This window comes from Methylomonas sp. TEB (genome assembly GCF_047777895.1).
Taxonomy (GTDB): Bacteria; Pseudomonadota; Gammaproteobacteria; order Methylococcales; family Methylomonadaceae; genus Methylomonas.
Map to the genome: position 1 here is coordinate 1,226,970 of NZ_CP180476.1, position 19,312 is coordinate 1,246,281.

Sequence of the window (19,312 nt, forward strand, 5' to 3'; positions counted from 1 at the left end):
TCTCCTGGTAATCGATCAGGCTTTGGCGGCTTCGAGGCCAAAGTCTTCAGGGAAATGATTCAGCGCGCTCAACACCGGGAATGGTGTCATGCCGCCCATCGCACACAAAGATCCGTAAGTCATGGTGTCGCATAAATCGCGCAACAACACGGTGTTTTTATCCTTTTGCACGCCGTCGACAATGCGGTCTATTACTTCGACGCCGCGTGTCGATCCGATTCGGCAAGGTGTGCATTTGCCGCAGGATTCTTCTACACAAAATTCCATGGCATAACGGGCCATGTCGGCCATATTGACGGTGTCGTCGTGAACCACGATGCCGCCATGGCCTAATACTGCTGATATTGCCGCGAAGGCCTCGTAATCCAGCGGGGTATCGAACTGGCCTTCGTGCAGATAGGCGCCCAATGGACCACCCACCTGAACCGCGCGTATCGGCCTGCCGCTGGCGGAGCCGCCGCCGTAATCGTAAAGCAGCTCGCGCAAGGTCATGCCGAAAGCCACTTCAAACAACCCTGGATGTTTGATGTTGCCAGCCAGTTGTAGGGGTAGGGTACCGCGCGAACGGCCCATACCGTAGTTTTTATAATATTCGCCGCCTTTGTCTAGGATCACCGGGATCGAAGCCAGCGAAATGACGTTGTTGACGATGGTGGGTTTGCCGAACAGGCCGACGATAGCGGGAAGCGGCGGCTTAAAACGCACTAATCCGCGTTTGCCTTCCAAGCTTTCCAGTAAAGATGTTTCTTCACCGCAGATGTAGGCGCCGGCGCCGCTACGCACTTCCAAATGGAAGGTTTTGCCGCTGCCTTGAATGTTCTCGCCCAAATAGCCGTTTTTGTAGGCGGCTTCGATGGCTTGATTCAGTGCGATTTTGGCGTGCGGATATTCGACGCGCAGATAAATATAACCTTGGGTAGCACCCACCGCCAAGCCAGCGATAGTCATACCCTCGATCAATACGAAGGGGTCGCCTTCCATGATCATCCGGTCGGAGAAGGTGCCTGAGTCGCCTTCGTCGGCGTTGCAAACTATGTATTTTTGCTCTGCGGGCGCGTTTAACACCGTATTCCATTTGATCCCGGTTGGAAACGCCGCGCCGCCACGACCGCGTAAGCCTGAGTCAGTTACTTGCTTGACGATCTCGGTTGGTTGTAAGGCCAGCGCATTTTTTAAACCTCGGTATCCATCGTGAGCCAAATAGTCGTCGATGTTGACTGGGTCGGTTAAGCCAACGCGGGCAAAGGTAAGACGGTTTTGATTTTTGAAATAAGCTATTTCTTCAATGTTGCCTAAATAGAGTGGGTGTTGCTTCCCTTCTAGCAAGCCGGCATCGAGTAAAGATGCCACATCTTCTGCTTGCACTGGGCCATAGGCAACTCTGCCCTGGCTGGTTTCGACTTCTACGAGGGTTTCCAGCCAGAACAATCCGCGCGAGCCGTTGCGGACAATTTCTACTGATAGGTTTTTGCTGGAGGCTTGCTGTGCTAGGGCCTTGGCAACTTGCTCCGCACCTAAGGAAAGCGCGGTGGAGTCGCGGGATATGAATACGCGGGTCATTATTTGGCACCTTTATAAGTGGCTAGCAATCGGTCGAATTTTTCGGTTGTGACGCGGCCAATCACCTCGTCGTCTATCGTGATTGATGGCGAGCAAGCGCAGTTACCCAAACAATAAACAGGTTCTAATGAAAAAATTCCGTCGGCTGTTGTTTCGTGAAAGTCGATGCCAAGCTGTTGTTTGGCATGGGTTTCCAATGCTTTACCGTTCATGGCTTGGCATGATTCGGCCCGACAAATCCTTATCGTGTGCTCTCCGGGCGGAGTTTCCCGGAAGTAATGATAAAAACTAATAACCCCGTGGACTTCCGCTTGGGAAAGGTTGAGTGATTTGGCAATGTCTACTACGGCAGCCGGCGGGATGTAGCCCAGTGTGTCCTGAATACCATGCAATATGGGCAACAGATTACCCGGCATCGCTTGATGAGTGTCCAGTATTTCCAACACGGTGGGTTTTTGGGTTTGATAGTCTTGCATCATTGGCTCTGTAATAAATGACGAAAAGGTTATCATCCTATTTAATCATGAACAAACCCGGGTTTGCAATTCGGGTTAATGCCTCAATCCCGCGTATTTCCTAAGCAAAGCAAGGTAATTGCATCTTCGGACTTTGATTGGTTCCGGAAGTTCGCGTGGAAAAAAAATGTGATGGTGGATGCTTTACTTTTAAATGATAATTGTTATCATTAATGCGCATATGATTTAAGAGAGGGTGTCATGTACGTATGTGTGTGTAAAGCGGTCACCGATAGGCAGGTTAGGCAGGCAATTAGCCAAGGTGTGTGCAATCGCAGGCAACTAATGCAGTGCACGGGGGCGGGCGGTGTATGTGGAAAATGCACAGCCAGTATTAAAGCTTTACTGGATGAAAATATGCAGAATCGGAAGATGCACGCCCGAGTTCAAGTCCAAGCGGCATAGTTATTTAGAAAGCTGAGCTTATAGCAATATAAGACTTGTACTATAAAAAGGCAGGGCGGCTGGACCGCCCTGTTGGGTGTGCGTTATTTAGCTGTAGCCGCAGGTTCGGTGGGTTTTACGTCTGCGTTAGGTGCGGCGCTGGCCGGTTCGGCCGGAGTGGTCTCCGCAGTAGGGGCTGGTGCAGCCTGATCAGCTGGCGCTGCTGGTTGAGCCTCTTCTTGCTTTGGCGGTGTCGGCGGCAGCAAGACTTCAACTTTGGCGTTTTTACGCAAATTTTCGATCATGGCTTGCGCTTTTTGGCGCTGTAACATTGGGCGAATTTGTTCTTTGACGGAATCAAATGGCGGTGGTGTCAAAGCTCTGGACTCTTCGCGCAGAATCACGTGCCAGCCAAATTGAGTTTGTACCGGTGTTTTGCTGAATTTGCCGTTCTCCAGTGCAACCACTGCTTCAGAAAATGGCGGGACCATACGGTCTGCGGTAAACCAACCTAAATCGCCACCTTCGGAGCCCATTGGATCGATAGAATGCTTTTTAGCCAGCGCGGTAAAATCCCCGCCTTTTTCCAGTTCTGCAATCAGTTTTTTTGCTTCGTCTTCGGTTTTAACCAAAATGTGACGGGCTTTGTATTCGCTGCCCATGTTAGCCATTTTCGAGTCATATTCCGCTTTGATTTCTTCGTCGGTGACCGGATTGGCTTTTAGGTAATCTTGTAACGCTGCTTGCGACAGCAAGGAGTTTCTTACGGTTGCCATGCGTTCGATTACTTCCGGCGATTTATCCAGTTGTTTTTGCACCGCTTGTTGAATCAGCAATTCGCGTTGAATCAGTTCTTCCAGTAGCTGTTCTTTGGGGAATGTTTGGCCTTGGCTGCGTTCCGCAATTTCCTTTTCCAAGGTTTCCAAGGTTTTCTTGCTGATATAGGTGCCGTTAACCGAAGCAACCGCGTCCTCTTTGCTGACAGTCGGCGCTGCTGGTGCGGCGGCTTCCTTAGCTTTTTCTTCGAAGCAACCGGGTAACAATACGCTACTGGCTAGTATCAGGGGAATAAGTTTCAGTTTCATCTTAAGAATTTCCTTTAGCTGTTTTCAGAGGGGGTTAAAGCGTTAATGCCCAGGGCATGGATTTCATCCTTCATCATGTCGCCCAAAGCTTGATAAACCAGCTGATGTCTTTGTACCAGGGATTTACCTTCAAATTGAGTGGATATGAGGGTGACATGGAAATGACCGCCGCCTTTGTTGCCGGCGTGACCGGCGTGCGCAGCGCTATGGTCGATGATTTCGATTAATTCTGGCTTAAAAGCTTCTTCCAGCTTCTGTCTGATATGGTCGGCTGTCATTGGGGAAACACTTGTTTGAATGGTTTAACGGTAACACGAGCATAGACGCCCGCGGAGATGTAAGGATCGGCATCGGCCCAGTCTTGCGCATCCTGCTGACTGGCAAACTCGGCAACAATCAGGCTGCCGCTAAATCCGGCATCGCCGGGGTTATCACTATCTATCGCAGGATGCGGCCCGGCCAAAACCAAGCGGCCTTGGTTTTGTAATGCGGTTAATCGTTCCAGATGCTGTGGACGGGCGGCCAGGCGTTTACTCAAGCTGTCCGCGACATCTTCGGCAATGACGGCATACAACATTACTCTTTAGCCTCTGGTGCGGGAATAAACTTATACAAGAACACTATTTGTACGGCAATAAAAATAAGCATCAGGCCAGGAACACCGAAAGTTTTAAAACTGACCCAGTCGTCGGTGCTGTAGTTCGCCATTACGTACAAATTTAAACAGCCGACTCCGATAAAAAACATGGACCAGCTCATGTTAAGGCGTTTCCAGATGCGATCAGGCAATTCCAGGTTTGCGCCCATCATGCGTTCTATGAAAGTCTTTTTGCCAACGAATTGGCTGACTAAAAATGCACCGCCGAATAGCCACTCAATTATGGTCAGTTTCCACTTAATGAATTGCTCGTCTTGTAAGTACAACGTTGCTCCACCCATGACCAAAATCAACCCTAGCGTAATCCACTGCATGGTTTCCACTTTACGATATAGCAGCCAATAGCTGATGACCTGCACAACCGTGGCGGCGATTACGACGGCGGTGGCAATGTAAATGTCGTACAGTTTATAAGCGACAAAAAATAGAACGATTGGGAAAAACTCTAAAAGCGGCTTCATGATTGGTGTTGAAAGATGGGAGGGAGTTAGACGTAAAGATCGATACCGGAAATGATCTCGGCAACCCGGTTTTGAGCGGGTTGATTGCGGTTTTCTGTGTAGGCGTTCAATGCTTTCAAGGTGCGCGAATTATTTGGTTGGTCGTTATTGCTTACGGTCAATCCGTTGTCCGCCAAAGCGGCCTTGATTTGAGCGGTTGACGATGTTTTAGGTAAATCAGGATTCTGCCGAGGTATCCCGGTTTCGTCATTATTAGGCTTTTGCTTTTGTTCAAGATTATTATCCGGCCGTGCGGCTCTCGGCTGGTTATAGCCGACCGGATAAAAAGCCAAGGATGAACTGTGTATTGTGTTCACAAAGCGCGATTAGAGCCCAAGTATCAATTACTTCATTGTAGAATCTTTGGCTGCAATTGTACATGAACCTAACGGCTTTGCTGCTAAAATGCCGGTTTTAAAGGAGGATTTCATGATTCAGTCCAATAACGTCGAGTTGGAAGCCGCGGCTTTCAGAAAATTGCTGGTCCATTTGCAACAGCATCCCGAAGTCCAAAATATCGAACTGATGGTGCTCGCCGATTTCTGCCGGAATTGCCTGGCTAAATGGTATGCAGCAGCGGCGGCCGAACGCAAAATTGACATCAATTACGAGCAAGCGCGGGAGATTGTCTATGGTATGCCGTACAGTGAATGGAAAGACAAACATCAACGCGAGGCCACGCCTGAACAACTGGCAGCGTATGACGCAAAGCAAAAATTGAAAGCACAACCATGACAGACGAAAACCGCTTCGATGCGATGTTCTCCAGCGTGATGGGTCAAGAATATCAAATGTTAAATTTGATCTGCCCATTTGCGACGGAAATGAGTCGCTTGGTCAGTGAAATTGTTGGCAATTACTGTGAGGAGCAAGGCACGCCGCAGGCAGTGGTTGAGCTCGGGGGCGGCACGGGTATTACTACGCTGGCGATCCTGACCGCCGCGGACAACCTTAATATATTAAGTGTCGATAACGAACCCACCATGCAAAACCAGGCGAAGCAGAGTTTGCGCGATTGGGTTGCCGCGGGCAGATTGCGTTTTTCCGGCGAGGATGCGTTGACGGCGTTGCAGGGTTTAGCGAGCAACAGCGTCGATATTTTGGCGTCGGCATATACTTTGCATAATTTCCATAGCGATTACCGGCGGCTAGTGTTGGCAGAAATATATCGGGTATTAAAGCCGGGTGGAAAATTCGTCAACGGCGACCGGTATGCTTTGGATGATATTAGCGCGCATACCCGCAGCATACAGCGAGAGGTTGGCGGCTACTTTAAGGTTTTGACCGAAATCAACCGCTTGGATTTACTCGAACATTGGATAGTCCATCTGTTTAACGACGAGTCGGAAAATCACGTGATGCGCGAATCCGTCGCGTTGGCGCAGATGGCTGAGGCGGGTTTTCGGGACATCGAATTGCAGCAACGCATGGAGGTCAATGCCTTGGTCACTGCGCTTAAATGATATTTTGTGCTGTTCTACAAATCAGGATTTGCTGAACTGTGTGCAGCTTAAACGAGAAAAAACATGGCTGAATCGACTGCTAGTAAAAATAAAAAAACCTTGGATGCGTTTGCCGACGATCTGGATGCCATGCTTAATATTGGCGACCCCTCCGAACAACAGGTTGGCACGATAGATGATGACGAAGCCATTGATCGTTTGCTGGTGGGCGACGAGACATTCGAGCCGGATGCGCAACAGGAAATCGACGAGTTCGCGGATATCGATGAATTACTGAGTGCGAATGAACCTAAGGCTGCATCAAGTTTGGCAGACGATATTGACGAGTTTGGCGACGATTTGGCGGTTGATTTAGGCATTAATCCCGGACGCGAGCAGCAAGTAGTTGACGATGACTTTGTCGACATCGTCGATGTCGAAAATCAGCAGGCCCCTTTAGAATTGTCGGTTGATGATGTGTTTGAAGAAGTCGCGGAGTTAGAGCGAGTCGGTCAAATCGATGATTTTGCGGAGGATGCCCCGGTGGCCGTGGTGGGTTTGCCGGAAACCGCGGTGGACGACCTGGAAAATATGGCCGAAATAGACGAGTTTTCCGATGACGCTGACCTGGCAGGCGGTAATGCTGATTTTCTAATAGCGGATTTCGACATTTCGGCTGATGACGAGTATGCACCAGCGACAACGCCAATCGTCGATGAATTTGCGGATTTGGAAGAACCCGATAACAACGTCCAACCAAGCGCGCCGGAACCGGAACCAGATTTGGATCAGATATTGGCGGCGGCTGTCAGTGAGCAAGAAAACGAGGAAGAATTAGTCGTTGTCCAGGCTAACGAGCCGGAAACAGCGCCGATTGCCGCAGCGGCCGAACAAGTTCAAGCAAGCCCGGTGCCGCAGGTACAAGTCATCGATCATAGCAGCGAAATTGCCGCTTTGAATCGGAATATCGTCGATCTCAAGAAACATCAGCAGCAGATGCGCCACGATTTAACCGAGGCGGCGGGTAAAAATGAGCTGCTGGGTTGTCTGGATAGTCTGGAAAGCCTGCAGACCGAACAGAAGAAAACCAAGCGGGCCGTGGAGGCCTTGGCGGCGAAAAAACCGGTAGCTGCCTATGTGGCGAACGGCATCGCGGTGGCGGCGCTGCTGATTGGCACTGGGTTAGGCATACAAGGCATGATTGCCAAGTCGCAAGTCGGCGAGTTGGTGACTATTATCGGGAAATTGCAGGAACAAGTGAATGCCGCGCCCACCAGCGATGCCGCGGACAAGGAAATGTTGCGCAAACAGCTGGATGAATTGACGGTCAGCAATGGTGTGATGGCCACTCAGATCGCTGAATTAATTAAGGCTGGGCATGCTGACCCGGGTGCGGCAAAAGCCAACGGCGATCAAGCCAAGCCTTCTGCCGAAATCAGCAGCCAGATTATGCAAATAGGCGCCACCATAGAAGCATTGCAAAACAAGGTGAGCGCCTTGGAAAAAGGTCGAGCGCAAGCTGCCGCGCCGGCCCCTAAACCGGAGAAGAAAAAGCCGGAACCGGTGGAAGAAAATTGGGCGGTCAATTTAATTGCGTTTAAACAGGATTGGTACGCCAAGAGTAAAGCCCAAGAATTCGCGGGCAAGGGCGTCCCTGCTAAGGTAGTCAAAACCGAATCCAAGGGCGAGAACTGGTATCGTTTGTTTGTGGACGGTTTTAAAACCCAATACGAAGCGGCGGCTTACGCAGCAAAAATCAAGAAAACCCTTAATCTCGATTCGGTGTGGGTTACCCGCAATAAAGAATAGCCATGGATAATCAGAAACTGGTAGTTGCAGTATCGTCCAGGGCCTTATTCAATCTCGATGAATCGCATGCGATTTTCGAGACCCAGGGCAAGGAAGCCTTTTGTCATTATCAGATTGAACACGAAAATGAAATTCTGCCGCCGGGTTTCGGCTTTTCCTTGGTCAAGAAATTTTTAGATATCAACAAAGCCTTTCCCGGTGCGCCGCTGGTGGAGATTATCCTGCTGTCGCAAAATAGCGCGGATACCGGCTTGCGTATCTTTAACTCAATCAACCACTACGATTTGGCGATTAGCCGGGCGGCGTTTACCAGCGGCGTATCCCCTTACGAATATATCCCGGCCTTCGGTGCGCATTTGTTTCTATCCGCCAATGGTGAGGATGTCAGAAAGGCCTTGGCTGCGGGCTATGCCGCCGCAACCATTGTCTCCGGCGCGGTCGCTAACCCGTCGCCGCAATTGCGGATAGCTTTCGATGGTGATGCGGTGCTGTTTTCCGACGAATCCGAACGGATTTATCAGCAACACGGTTTGGCGGCTTTTGCGGCCAACGAGCGCAACGAAGCGCATAAGCCTTTATCGGACGGGCCATTGAAAGAGTTTTTAAGTGCTTTGCACCGCATTCAAACCCATTTCGATCAAGATTTGTCGCCAATTCGCACGGCATTGGTCACCGCACGCGCCGCGCCCGCGCACGAGCGGGTCGTCAGAACCTTGCGTGCGTGGGGAATCAGGATAGATGAAGCCTTATTTTTAGGCGGCATGCCCAAGGGGGCGTTTTTAAAAGCGTTCGGGGCCGATATTTTCTTCGATGATCAAAAAGGCCATTGCGATTCCGCAGAGTCACATCAAATTGCAGCAGCTCACGTCCCGCATGGCGTCACAAATCAACACCGGCCTTGAAGCGCACTAACCAGGGCGTACTGTCCACGCAAGCTTTCAAATACAAGGTGTTGCCGTATAACAGTTTGATTTTACTGCCTACCGTGTATTTGCCGTTGGCTAACAACAGTTCAGGTTGAGCGGTTTCCATCCCGATGACTATCGCTTTCTTGTTGTTACTGTCACCGGCATTTTCGATATCGTGGATGGTAATGTTGCCGATTATGGGTTCCAGCAAAATTAGTGTCACATCTTCATAGAGCGTTTGCTGGCGAACTATCACCAGTTTGGCGGGTTGCTGCTCCCGGCAAAGTAAGCCAATATCGCCTGTTGAACAATTGGGTGCGGGGCTTTCCGCTACCAGAAATTGTTTACTGACATTGCGCAACAGACTCAGACTGGTGCCATGCTCGGGAAAACTGATCAGCGAAGAATTTAACGGTTTGTAGAAACTTTTTTCATGCTCCAACGGCACTAGAGACATATCGCGAGCCAGGGATCTTCCGCGCGATAACTGCGAGCTCAGGTTCATGATTTTCGATAATTTTTCTTCGCCTTGCAGATGGGCGCTGACCGCAACGAAGCCCTCGAGTAAGTGTGCCGGCATCGGCGGGCCGATGGCCACCGATGCGAAAATATTGCTGTATCCCGTCAAGTGCAAAGCCAGTTTGGTTTGCATGTTTGAATTCAGTTCGGTCTCGATTTCGCCAAGTTGCAAGGCATGGCCGAAGTTCTGGCAACTGATGTACACCGAGCCGCGTGGCAATGTGCTGTTAGTACGCGGCATAGGGCTTGGTTCACTGCCCAGATTCCAAATAAAACGGCAATCTGGATTGGGTGTTTTGCTGATCTCCAGGCGATCCTGATGCCGACTGACCAACTGAAATAATTGACTGATTTCAGTTGTTGAATATTGGTTGGGTTTGCTGAGTGCAAACAATAGGTTGCGCTTGATGACTGCTTCAATGGTGCTTTGTAACTTGAATTCCTGCGGTTTGGACGAGACCGGTTTTTTTAACAATTGCAGTTCGCCGGCTATGGTGTAAAGCAGGCCGCTCTTTTTCCACAAGGTCGTGGACGGCATTTCGTAAAACAGCGCCGTGCTGCGCAGACAATACCCCGCTAACTGCAAGGCATAAAATATCGCTTGTTGGGTCAGCGATGTATCGAGTTGTTTGGTCTCGACCGTGCGGCAAAAAGCCAGGCTCAAATGTCTGAGTAACTGGATGGCTAGTTTCGCAATTTTCAGCGCTTTGGTGTTGGTGGCTATGTCTGTTTCGGAACGCGCCGCGTTGGTCAAGCCATTGGATAAATGCAATGTCAGCGGGGTTAAGTTTACGAGTATCGGCAATACGTTTGCGGCTGTGCCGTTAAAGCGACTCAGTTGTTTAAGGACCAGATTTAACTGGTTTGCCGCGTTCGCCGCGGGTAGCGCGCTTAGTGAATTAATCCATCCGCCGAGGGATTCCGTTGACAGCTCAAAAGGCAGTGATGCGTTATCGGTCATGTACTTGCGAGTTAAGATGTGTTGAAAACATAAACTCAGTTTAGTTCAGATTGACGGGTATAGGCAGTTGCCGATTTTACGAAACCTCGGCAGCTGCATAAAATGCCGATTCCATCGAATAAACACAGCAGAGTAATGAAGCGAATATTGAATTATAAATGGGAACTTGCCGCTCCCGTTTTTGGAGCATTGCTCACCTTGGCCTTTGCGCCATACAGCTACGCTTACGCAGCAATTGGCTCATTAGCTTTTATTTACTGGGTTTGGCAGCGGCAGGCGCCAAACAGGGCCGCTCTTAGTGGTTATTTGTTCGGTTTGGGCTTGTTCGGATCGGGGATTTGGTGGACGTATATCAGTATTCACGATTTCGGCGGCGGCGACCCGTATAGCTCGATAGGTTTGACAGCTCTGCTGGTAGCAGTTTGGGCCTTATTTCCGGCTTTGACCGGTTGGTTTATCGCCAAAGCCTCAATCTGTTCCGGGGTCTGGCTACGCACAATAGCTGCCGCTATTGCTTGGGTAGCGGTCGAGTACTTTCGCGGTTATTGGTTGTTGAACGGTTTTCCGTGGCTGCAAATTGCTTACAGTCAACTATCTACGCCGTTGGCCGGTTACGCTCCACTGGCCGGGGTTTATGGGGTCGGGTTTTTGTTGGTGGTATCGGCTTTTTCCTTAGTCGAATTAGTGCGTGGCAAATTGCCGGCTTTGCCGGGGCTGCTGGTTTTAGGGGTAATTTGGGCAGGCGGTGGCTATTTGCAAACGGTGGCGTGGACTCAAGCCGTCGGCGCGCCGATCAAGGTCACCTTGGTGCAAGGCAATATCGGCCAGGATCAGAAGTGGCAGAAAAATCAGAAACTCAACACACTCAGGCTATATCAGGAACTTACCGAACAGCATTGGGATTCCGATGTGATTATCTGGCCGGAAACTTCGATTCCGGCCTTTCTGTCGCAAGTGAAAGAATTCTACATCGATCCGCTACAAACTGCCGCGCAAGCGCATGGGGTTGACTTGGTGGTTGGGCTACCCAGTAGCGGGCAGGGTAAGGATTATTACAACAGCGTCATGACCCTGGGCGAAAAACAAGCCCTGTATCATAAAAATCACTTACTGCCGTTTGGCGAATATTTACCGCTTCAGCCGTTATCGGGTTGGGTATTGGATAAGTTGCAAATACCGCTGGGCGATTTCGCGGCCGGTGGCGACCGGCAAGCCTTGTTGATGGCGGGCGGTCATGCGTTTGTCACTACTATCTGTTATGAAGATGCCTTCGGTGAATTGGTTGCCAGGCAAGTGGCGGATGCAGCGTATATCGTCAATATGACTAACGACGCTTGGTTCGGCGATTCCTCGCAGCCGCATCAACACATGCAAATGGCGCAAATGCGGGCGTTGGAAACCGGCCGCTATCTGGTTCGCGCGACCAATACCGGCGTGACCGGTTTTGTTGGTCCGGACGGGGCACTACGTAAGCAAGCGCCTTTGTTTACCACCACGACTTTAACCGATTATATAGTGCCGATGAGTGGTCTTACGCCTTACGTCATCTTGGGTGACAAAGGTTTTTTCGGGGTGTTGGCGGTGTTGCTGCTAGTGACGTATATCTGGTATCGCCGGTTCAATGCGGGCATTTTAAAGCTAGGTGCTGAAGTCGTTTAGAACTGCGGCGATTGATATAAAAAACATCCCTCAAAAGTACTTATGCTTCCTATGCACTGTAAATCCGCAATTCTGATAAGCACACTGAGCTTGGCGGCCGGGACATCCCAGGCTGAACCGGTTTTGGAAACGCCGGCATTCTGGTTGGAATCGGGGCAAAACCGTATCAAGGCGGCTGAGCAACTAGAAGCTAATCGAGCATTCGCCAAAAACGTCATTCTGTTCATTGGTGACGGTATGGGCATCTCGACTATTACCGCCGCGCGTATTCTGGAGGGGCAGCGCAAACCGGGCAATCGCGGTGGCGAGGAAAATTCGCTAAGTTTCGAAACAGCTCCCTATGTAGCGTTATCGAAAACTTATAGTGCCAATCAACAAACTCCGGATTCTGCGCCGACCATGTCAGCGATTATTACCGGTGTGAAAACCAATGATGGCGAATTGTCGGTAGGCATGCAGGTGGCTCGCCAGGAAAAGAGTGCAGAGGTCGTCAATACCTATAAGGTGAAAACCTTGCTAGAGCAAGCAGAGGAAAAAGGCCTATCAACTGGCGTGGTCTCTACTGCCCGAGTTACGCATGCCACGCCGGCTGCTTGTTACGCCCACACCTCTGAACGCGATTGGGAGTCCGATGCGCAAATTCCTGCGGGCGCCACCGTTCGCGATATTGCCAAACAATTACTGGATTTCGAATACGGCAATGGCCTGGAAGTGGCTTTGGGTGGCGGGCGCAGCATGTTTTTGCCCGAAACAACGCCGGATCCGGAAGATAGTGATAAGTTTGGTAGCCGTAAAGATGGTGTGGATTTGACCCAGCGTTGGTTAACCCAGTATCCGAAATCCGCCTATGTCTATAACAAAGCCGGCTTCGATGCGATAGATCCTAAGCAAACCGAGCATTTGCTGGGGCTGTTCGAACGTTCGCATATGGAATACGAACATGATCGGCTTCGCGATAAGGGTGGAGAGCCGTCTTTGACCGAGATGACCGAAAAAGCCATAGAGATATTGTCGAAAAATAAAAAAGGCTATGTGCTGATGGTGGAGGCTGGCCGTATCGATCATGCCCATCACGCCGGTAATGCTTATAGAGCTTTGACGGAAACCATCGAGCTCTCTAATGCGGTACGCAAGGCGTTGGAAAAAACCAATCCTCAGGATACGTTAATCTTAGTTACCGCCGATCATAGCCACACCTTTACCATCGCCGGCTATCCGCAACGCGGTAATCCTATTTTGGGCTTAGTCAAGCAAGCTGGCGAGAAGGGATTTGCCAAGGACAGTAACGGATTGCCTTACGCGACGTTGGGATACGCCAACGGTCCGGGTTATCGAGGTCAAAAAGGCCGCCCCGATCTAAGCGCCGTCGATACCACGCATCCCGATTTTCTGCAGGAAGCCGTTGTACCGCTAGGCAGCGAAACGCACGGCGCCGAAGATGTGGCCATTTTCGCGTTCGGTCCCAAAGCGCATTTATTTCATGGCGTACAAGAGCAAAGTTACATCTATCAAGTGATGGCGCATGCCTTGAAGTTTAAAGCCGGCCGGTAAAATCTCACCAATCGTGAACACGGGATTCTCGGCGCAATTTGGGCTGCAGATAAGGCATTAAGACCGATTAAGCGTAACGAGCCAACTATGTCGGCAAATTTAAAAATTCATGGCAAATTAGCGCGTGGCCGGATTTGCTCGGGCCACTAATAATGCAATCTTAATTTACACATAATCTAGATTTAAGGAAATCTGAATAAAGTACCGACATACAAATCTAGCTCAGACGGTTATAAGGAAAAATTATGGACAATTTAAAAGCGATACCAATAACCAGCAATACAGACGGCAATTATTGCGACCACTCTAACTTGACCATGGAATTCGCCTACGGGTCGCCAACCGGGAATTTTATCTGTACGGAATGCGGGCGACTGTTATCTAAATCGACGGCCCGACAGGCGGCATTTGTGCCAAATAGCGTGCCAATAAAAACCATGCCGCCTTCAAGATTGCCCGTATTTATAGTTTAGATATGTGCGCGAGAAAACCACGAACACAAAAAAGCCGGGTATTGTTCCCGGCTCTGCTTGTCTAATTGACAATTTAATGCATTCTTGAAAACTAAAGATATCGGTCTGACTGCTATTAAATAAAATTATCTTCCTATCTCAACGTCACGCCATGCCTCAACGGCGAATTCCGCCAATTCTTTGATTATTCCAAGTATGAATAACGCAAGACCATAAGTAAGTCCGGCGAGTATCAGTACTGCAAGTATTTTCATAAGACCTCCCAAAAGCTATCGGCTGGACCGATTCTGCCACCATTTTGCTAAAACTCAACAGCGTTTTGGTCACTCTTGTAGATGGCGTGTTTCCGAAAAATTGGACAAAATCATCCAAAACAAACCCTTGGTTCGCTTTCTTAAAGTCAATTAAATTTTACAAATTTATTCATTTGAACTGCTATAGCTTGGTGGTGGCGCTATGTTTGTGCAATCAAACGATCTCGTCATCAGGCCTAACAGATTAGCTTTTGGCTTTGGCGCGTCGACGTATGGGGCAAAGATAAGCGATCTTTTGCGTTACTGACCAAAAATGTCAGGTAACTGTCACTTATGGCAATACTGCGCTGAAAAAATAGTCTTATTTACGCAGATCGTTCGAGTAGGCGAAGGCCATTCCGTTGCCAGAAAATGGTGTGATATTTGCTTTGTATCTCTTGCCTAATGTTAGCCACCTACATTTTCGGTACGACTAGTTACTTTTCTGAGCAGTATTTGTAAGCTAACGAATTCAATTGCTTGTGGGGATTAGACAAGCTTCAAATAAGGGAATTACGATGAAAACTAAATTCGGTAAATCCAACTCGCTTAAAACCCGTGATGCTGGTTTTCAAGCAAGTCCAATATATCTTTACGAAATTGACCTCAGAGTCCAAACGGCAAATTGGTTGAAGCAAGAGACTCAGCAATTGAAAAATAGATTGAAAAAATATCCGGCTGTATAACTTGTTAAACGCCCAATGTACGGCCCTAATCGGATCGGTTACCGTTTCCGAGCAATAGTGTTGGCGGGATAATTTAGGCCGACAGTGAGTCTACATAACCCTGCTAGAGCATAGGCACCAGATCCAACTCAAACATAATCGCGTCCTCGCGACCGTTTTTGGCTGGATAATAATTCTTACGGGTGCCGATTTCGCGAAAACCGGTTTTTCGATACAAATTGATGGCTCCAGGATTACTGGGGCGCACCTCAAGGAATATTTTCTCAGCGCGGGGGCGGGCGTATTCGATTAAGTGTTCCAACATTTTGCGGCCGGCTCCCTGGCGTTGAAAGATGGGGTTGACGCTGATGTTCATAATGTGAGCTTCGCCAGCGGCTACATTGATGATGCAATAGCCTACTATGTTGTCATCTGGCGCCTCGCACACCCAACTGGTGTAAGTCATGGTGCGGAAACAATCTTTAAATATCCCTTCCGACCACGGAAATTCGTAATTTAACTCTTCTATCTTCAAGACGCTGGTTAAATCAGCATGATCCATTTTGCGCATCCGCATTAAGTCTTTGCTATCTACCGAGTCTGGAAACACCTTGGCGTAAAACTCGCGGTCCGCGTCGTAAATCACTGCATCTTTCAGTTTATGTAACAGTTTCCACATGGTTTTATTTTTCTAGTTTTTGATAGACCGACAGCGCAAACTGCAAGTCGCTCCAGGCTTTTGCCTTTTCCAGTAGCGAGCGCAATAGGTAAGCCGGGTGATGAATGACAATCAGCGGAATATCGTGTAATTGGTGTTGAACGCCGCGTAATTTTGCCAGAGGTTGTTGGGTGGTTAGCAAGCTTTGCGCAGCAATCCGGCCTACCGCCAAAATTATTTTCGGTTGTATCAATTCGATTTGCTGCTGCAGAAATCGATGGCAGGCGGCGACTTCTTCGGCTTGCGGATCACGGTTATTCGGCGGCCGGCATTTCAATATATTGGCTATATAGACTTCTTCCCGCTTTAAACCTATCGCCCGCAACATTTCGGTTAATAATTGGCCGGCTTTGCCGACGAACGGTTCGCCTTGTAAATCTTCATTTTGCCCAGGCGCCTCACCAATCAACATCCAGCTTGCCTGTTTATTACCGACACCGAATACGGTTTGGGTGCGGGTTTTACACAGCGAGCAGGCTTGGCACAAAGAAACCTCGAGTTGTAGGTCTCTCCATATTTGATCGTTGGCGTGTGATGATGGCGACGAAGCAGAATGTCGCGGAAATTCGATATTAACGGTTTCGATGACGCTTGATACCGTTTGCTCGGAAGGCTCAACTTCGTGGGCTGCAAAGGGGGTAGCCGGTACTACGTGTTCGATTGGACTTTCATAATGAACGGCCGCTTGCGGAACTGCGAGGGGTAGACGCCTAGGTGTCCAGACGTCAATGCCCATCGCCTCCAAGTACTGCAAGCGGGTCGCGTTATCCATGGCGGCTCAAAAATCAGACATCGCCTTTTTGCGGATGCTGACGTTGGTCGGGCGTTTGCAGTTTGTTAACCGCGTTAATGTAAGCCTTGGCCGAGGCGATCACGATGTCGGTGTCGGCGCCGGAGCCGTTAACGATACGGCCGGCATTTTCCAGTCGGACAGTGACTTCACCCTGAGCATCCGTGCCGGTGGTGATGTTGTTAACCGAGTACAACGCCAAAGTCGCGCCGGTTTTTACCAAACTTTCGATGGCTTTCAGGCTGGCATCCACTGCACCACCGCCTTGCCCGCTGCCGGTGACTTCCTTGCCGTCGACACGTATCGTGACGGTGGCGTTAGGGACTTCGCCGGTTTCGGAACAGACTTTTAAGGCTACTAGTTTGATATGTTCGTCTTCCGCTTCGAAGCCTTGCTCGGAAATTAAGGCCTGCAAGTCTTCGTCGAAAATATCGTGCTTTTTGTCGGCCAATTGTTTGAAGCGGAAAAAAGCATCGTTCAAATCGGCTTCGCCGGCAAAGTCCACGCCCAGCTCTGCCATTCGGGTTTTGAAGGCGTTGCGGCCGGAATGTTTGCCTAAAACCATGCGGTTGGTGGTCCAGCCCACATCCTCGGCGCGCATGATTTCGTAAGTTTCGCGGTTTTTCAATACGCCGTCTTGATGGATGCCGGATTCGTGCGCAAAAGCATTGGCGCCGACGATGGCCTTGTTAGGCTGCACCGGAAACCCGGTGATGGAGGACACCAGCTTTGAGCAAGTGACAATCTCGCGTGCATCCAAGCCGGTATCGCAGCCGAAGAAATCCTGGCGGGTGCGTACCGCCATCACCACTTCTTCCAAAGAGGCATTGCCCGCGCGTTCGCCCAAACCGTTGATCGTGCATTCTACCTGCCGCGCGCCGTTCATCACCGCCGACAAGGAGTTGGCAACCGCCAAGCCCAAATCATTGTGGCAATGTACTGAGAAGATAGCCTTGTCGGAATTGGGGATGCGCTTGATCAAATTGGCGATAGTCGCACCGAACTGCTGAGGCATGCTATAGCCGACCGTGTCCGGGATATTAAGTGTCGTCGCTCCGGCATCGATCACTGCTTCCAGGATACGGCACAAGAAATCTTCTTCCGAACGACCGGCATCTTCCGGGGAGAATTCGACGTTATCGGTGTACTGGCGGGCGCGCTTTACTGCCCGAACTGCGTATTCGATGACCTGATCCGGCTGCATATTCAACTTCTTTTGCATATGGATCGGCGAAGTCGCGATAAAGGTATGGATGCGCGAGCTGTTTGCACCTTTCAAGGCTTCGCCAGCTCGGTCGATGTCTTTGTCCAGCGCCCGCGCCAAGCCGCAAACTGTGCTGTCTTTAATCGCATCGGCGACTGCTTGCACCGCTTCGAAATCGCCTTGGCTGGCGGCTGGAAAGCCGGCTTCGATGACGTCGACTTTCATGCGTTCCAGTGCGCGGGCAATACGGACTTTTTCATCGCGGGTCATTGAGGCGCCTGGGCTTTGCTCACCATCGCGCAAAGTTGTGTCGAATATAATTAATTTATCTTTCATGAGAACTCCGTTCATGAAATGTTCGGCGCTGAGGCCGAGGAACAGAAAAGGGTGGTATTGTTTAAATGAGGATAGAGTGCGCCCCTCAGGGCAGCAATCTTAAAGACAGGCCGAACAATTGTCTGCCAATGGCTGGCATGAAAACTAAGTGACTATGAAATTCGTTTTTCTGATTGTTCATGGTTAGAAACTATACTTGATTGCCGACTGAGGCTCAAGCTTACGATGCTGCGGCGTTTGAGGCAGCTAAATCCATTTTATCTTTTGTTTCGATTCGGAATCTAACTAGGCTATCGTCGTATTTTAGAAAATAAACTCAATCCGCAGCTATAAAGAGCGTGCGCTAAAAACTTAATCTGCAGAAAGTGAATGCCGTATTGGAAACTAGCCAGCATGGTTTTGACTGCTAGCAAGCCTTGGTTTTGATTGATGTATTCCCAACTCAAATCTTGGGCGGATTGGATGTAGTTGAGCCTGATCAGCTTGGCTAGATCAGGCCTGACATTTCGCTTAATCAGTTGTTTTTTTATTTCCAGATTCGATAAGGAGTGATCCATCCGGCGGCGAGGTTGAGACGAGTATCCCTGGCCCGCGCTACGTTGCAGGTACAAGCCTTCTGTTACTAATCCGCATCGGCCATTCAGCGCAGCGCGCAAAGCCCAATCGCAATCCCAAAGTAGGCAATCTTCCTGATATAAGCCGATTTGCCTAACCTGTTCCCTGGTTGCCACTGGTCGTTGAAACGCCATAGGGACCCTTTTTAGCAAAGCTTTGAATAGACGGTCTGCGTCAAATTCCAGTAGGGTTTCTGTCACTTGCGTTCCAGCTAGATCTGCCAATATTTTGTTCATGGCGTCAGTGTAGGATTCGTGCGTCCATTTTGAATTTGGACCAAACCAAGCGACGCTCATGAACAGCGTGTTAATTTCTGGATGGTTTTCTAAAGTTGAAACAGCTTTTTCTAAATAAGTCGGTGCGTAAAGGTCGTCGTCGTCCAGAAAGGCAATATATTTGCCAGAAGCGGCTTTGATGCCGGTGTTTTTCGCTGCGGCTCCCCCCAAAGAGCTTGGGTGCCGCAAAACTTTAATCTTCGTTCCGAACTTTTCCTGGATCTGAGCGGGGTTTACCGGAGGGGTTGAGCAATCGTCAACGACAATGACTTCCCAATCCGCCAAGGTTTGATTGACTACGCTGCTTATGGCTTCGTCCAAAAGGTCGGGGCGGTTGTGGGTGGGTATGATGACGGTAACTAGGCAGCTCATAGCATCGATTAGGCCGATTA

The 19,312-nt window shown here is 49.7% G+C and carries 21 protein-coding genes; 8 read left to right on the forward strand and 13 right to left on the reverse strand.

From position 1 onward, the window contains the following. Window positions 1–15 precede the first annotated feature (15 nt). Window positions 16–1,560 carry a formate dehydrogenase beta subunit gene (locus ACMXD4_RS05585; protein ID WP_415880103.1) on the reverse strand — a complete coding sequence of 515 codons (1,545 nt, stop codon included), beginning with the start codon at window positions 1,558–1,560 and terminating at the stop codon, window positions 16–18. Then, window positions 1,560–2,036, reverse strand: a complete 477-nt coding sequence (locus ACMXD4_RS05590; RefSeq protein ID WP_033158843.1) for a formate dehydrogenase subunit gamma — start codon at window positions 2,034–2,036, stop codon at window positions 1,560–1,562. The genes ACMXD4_RS05585 and ACMXD4_RS05590 overlap by 1 nt, the downstream gene beginning before the upstream one ends. Window positions 2,037–2,276: 240 nt before the next feature. Between ACMXD4_RS05590 and ACMXD4_RS05595 the strand changes: the two genes are divergently transcribed. Then, window positions 2,277–2,480, forward strand: coding sequence for a bacterioferritin-associated ferredoxin (locus ACMXD4_RS05595; RefSeq protein WP_415880104.1), 204 nt, complete (start codon window positions 2,277–2,279; stop codon window positions 2,478–2,480). 83 nt (window positions 2,481–2,563) lie between these two features. On the opposite strand, the gene ACMXD4_RS05600 is transcribed toward ACMXD4_RS05595, so the two are convergent. Genes ACMXD4_RS05600 through ACMXD4_RS05620 form a run of 5 tightly spaced genes read right to left on the reverse strand, consistent with a single transcriptional unit; the run spans window position 2,564 to window position 5,019 of the window. Beyond that, the gene (locus tag ACMXD4_RS05600) at window positions 2,564–3,544 is read right to left on the reverse strand and encodes a peptidylprolyl isomerase (RefSeq protein WP_415880105.1); all 981 of its coding nucleotides are present in this window, start codon (window positions 3,542–3,544) and stop codon (window positions 2,564–2,566) included. Between the two features lie 14 nt (window positions 3,545–3,558). After that, the gene (locus ACMXD4_RS05605) at window positions 3,559–3,822 is read right to left on the reverse strand and encodes a BolA family protein (protein WP_020482975.1); all 264 of its coding nucleotides are present in this window, start codon (window positions 3,820–3,822) and stop codon (window positions 3,559–3,561) included. Further along, window positions 3,819–4,121 (reverse strand): YciI family protein, encoded by a 303-nt coding sequence (locus ACMXD4_RS05610; protein ID WP_033158844.1) that lies wholly within the window; start codon window positions 4,119–4,121, stop codon window positions 3,819–3,821. Before ACMXD4_RS05610 ends, ACMXD4_RS05605 begins: the two co-directional genes overlap by 4 nt. Further along, window positions 4,121–4,663 carry a septation protein A gene (locus tag ACMXD4_RS05615; protein WP_033158845.1) on the reverse strand — a complete coding sequence of 181 codons (543 nt, stop codon included), beginning with the start codon at window positions 4,661–4,663 and terminating at the stop codon, window positions 4,121–4,123. The genes ACMXD4_RS05610 and ACMXD4_RS05615 overlap by 1 nt, the downstream gene beginning before the upstream one ends. A gap of 26 nt (window positions 4,664–4,689) precedes the next feature. Beyond that, window positions 4,690–5,019, reverse strand: a complete 330-nt coding sequence (locus ACMXD4_RS05620) for a hypothetical protein (RefSeq protein WP_205453542.1) — start codon at window positions 5,017–5,019, stop codon at window positions 4,690–4,692. Between the two features lie 112 nt (window positions 5,020–5,131). Here ACMXD4_RS05620 and ACMXD4_RS05625 point away from each other — a divergent pair, with 112 nt between their 5' ends. From ACMXD4_RS05625 to ACMXD4_RS05640, 4 genes are all read left to right on the forward strand, one after another. Then, window positions 5,132–5,437: a DUF1244 domain-containing protein gene (locus ACMXD4_RS05625; RefSeq protein WP_415880106.1), complete on the forward strand. Its 306-nt coding sequence runs from the start codon at window positions 5,132–5,134 to the stop codon at window positions 5,435–5,437. Beyond that, window positions 5,434–6,165, forward strand: a complete 732-nt coding sequence (locus ACMXD4_RS05630) for a methyltransferase domain-containing protein (protein ID WP_415880107.1) — start codon at window positions 5,434–5,436, stop codon at window positions 6,163–6,165. Before ACMXD4_RS05625 ends, ACMXD4_RS05630 begins: the two co-directional genes overlap by 4 nt. Before the next feature lie 63 nt (window positions 6,166–6,228). Next, window positions 6,229–7,953: an SPOR domain-containing protein gene (locus ACMXD4_RS05635; protein WP_415880108.1), complete on the forward strand. Its 1,725-nt coding sequence runs from the start codon at window positions 6,229–6,231 to the stop codon at window positions 7,951–7,953. Window positions 7,954–7,955: 2 nt separating this feature from the next. Further along, window positions 7,956–8,855: a 5'-nucleotidase gene (locus ACMXD4_RS05640; RefSeq protein ID WP_033158850.1), complete on the forward strand. Its 900-nt coding sequence runs from the start codon at window positions 7,956–7,958 to the stop codon at window positions 8,853–8,855. Here ACMXD4_RS05640 and ACMXD4_RS05645 read toward each other — a convergent pair. Then, the gene (locus tag ACMXD4_RS05645; RefSeq protein ID WP_415880109.1) at window positions 8,833–10,341 is read right to left on the reverse strand and encodes a hypothetical protein; all 1,509 of its coding nucleotides are present in this window, start codon (window positions 10,339–10,341) and stop codon (window positions 8,833–8,835) included. The two genes, ACMXD4_RS05640 and ACMXD4_RS05645, sit on opposite strands and share 23 nt — an antisense overlap. Before the next feature lie 135 nt (window positions 10,342–10,476). On the opposite strand from ACMXD4_RS05645, the gene lnt reads away from it, so the two are divergent. Both lnt and ACMXD4_RS05655 read left to right on the forward strand, forming a co-directional pair. Next, window positions 10,477–12,000 carry an apolipoprotein N-acyltransferase gene (gene lnt / locus ACMXD4_RS05650; protein WP_415880110.1) on the forward strand — a complete coding sequence of 508 codons (1,524 nt, stop codon included), beginning with the start codon at window positions 10,477–10,479 and terminating at the stop codon, window positions 11,998–12,000. A 51-nt stretch (window positions 12,001–12,051) separates the two neighbouring features. Continuing rightward, entirely contained in the window at window positions 12,052–13,551 is a 1,500-nt protein-coding gene (locus ACMXD4_RS05655) for an alkaline phosphatase (RefSeq protein ID WP_415880111.1), read from the forward strand. 598 nt (window positions 13,552–14,149) lie between these two features. Here ACMXD4_RS05655 and ACMXD4_RS05660 read toward each other — a convergent pair. Next, complete coding sequence (locus ACMXD4_RS05660; RefSeq protein ID WP_020482963.1) at window positions 14,150–14,278, reverse strand: hypothetical protein; 129 nt, start codon at window positions 14,276–14,278, stop codon at window positions 14,150–14,152. A gap of 557 nt (window positions 14,279–14,835) precedes the next feature. Between ACMXD4_RS05660 and ACMXD4_RS05665 the strand changes: the two genes are divergently transcribed. Continuing rightward, window positions 14,836–15,003 (forward strand): hypothetical protein, encoded by a 168-nt coding sequence (locus ACMXD4_RS05665; RefSeq protein WP_165385923.1) that lies wholly within the window; start codon window positions 14,836–14,838, stop codon window positions 15,001–15,003. A 103-nt stretch (window positions 15,004–15,106) separates the two neighbouring features. Here the strand turns inward: ACMXD4_RS05665 and rimI are convergent, their stop codons facing one another. The 4 genes from rimI to ACMXD4_RS05685 all read right to left on the reverse strand — a co-directional run bounded on the left by rimI (window position 15,107) and on the right by ACMXD4_RS05685 (window position 19,292). Continuing rightward, window positions 15,107–15,661 carry a ribosomal protein S18-alanine N-acetyltransferase gene (gene rimI, locus ACMXD4_RS05670; RefSeq protein WP_101051819.1) on the reverse strand — a complete coding sequence of 185 codons (555 nt, stop codon included), beginning with the start codon at window positions 15,659–15,661 and terminating at the stop codon, window positions 15,107–15,109. Window positions 15,662–15,665: 4 nt separating this feature from the next. Further along, window positions 15,666–16,472 (reverse strand): uracil-DNA glycosylase, encoded by an 807-nt coding sequence (locus ACMXD4_RS05675; RefSeq protein WP_415880112.1) that lies wholly within the window; start codon window positions 16,470–16,472, stop codon window positions 15,666–15,668. 13 nt (window positions 16,473–16,485) lie between these two features. Beyond that, window positions 16,486–18,030 (reverse strand): 2-isopropylmalate synthase, encoded by a 1,545-nt coding sequence (locus ACMXD4_RS05680; protein ID WP_033158855.1) that lies wholly within the window; start codon window positions 18,028–18,030, stop codon window positions 16,486–16,488. Between the two features lie 290 nt (window positions 18,031–18,320). After that, entirely contained in the window at window positions 18,321–19,292 is a 972-nt protein-coding gene (locus ACMXD4_RS05685; protein ID WP_415880113.1) for a glycosyltransferase family 2 protein, read from the reverse strand. Between the last annotated feature and the right edge of the window lie 20 nt (window positions 19,293–19,312).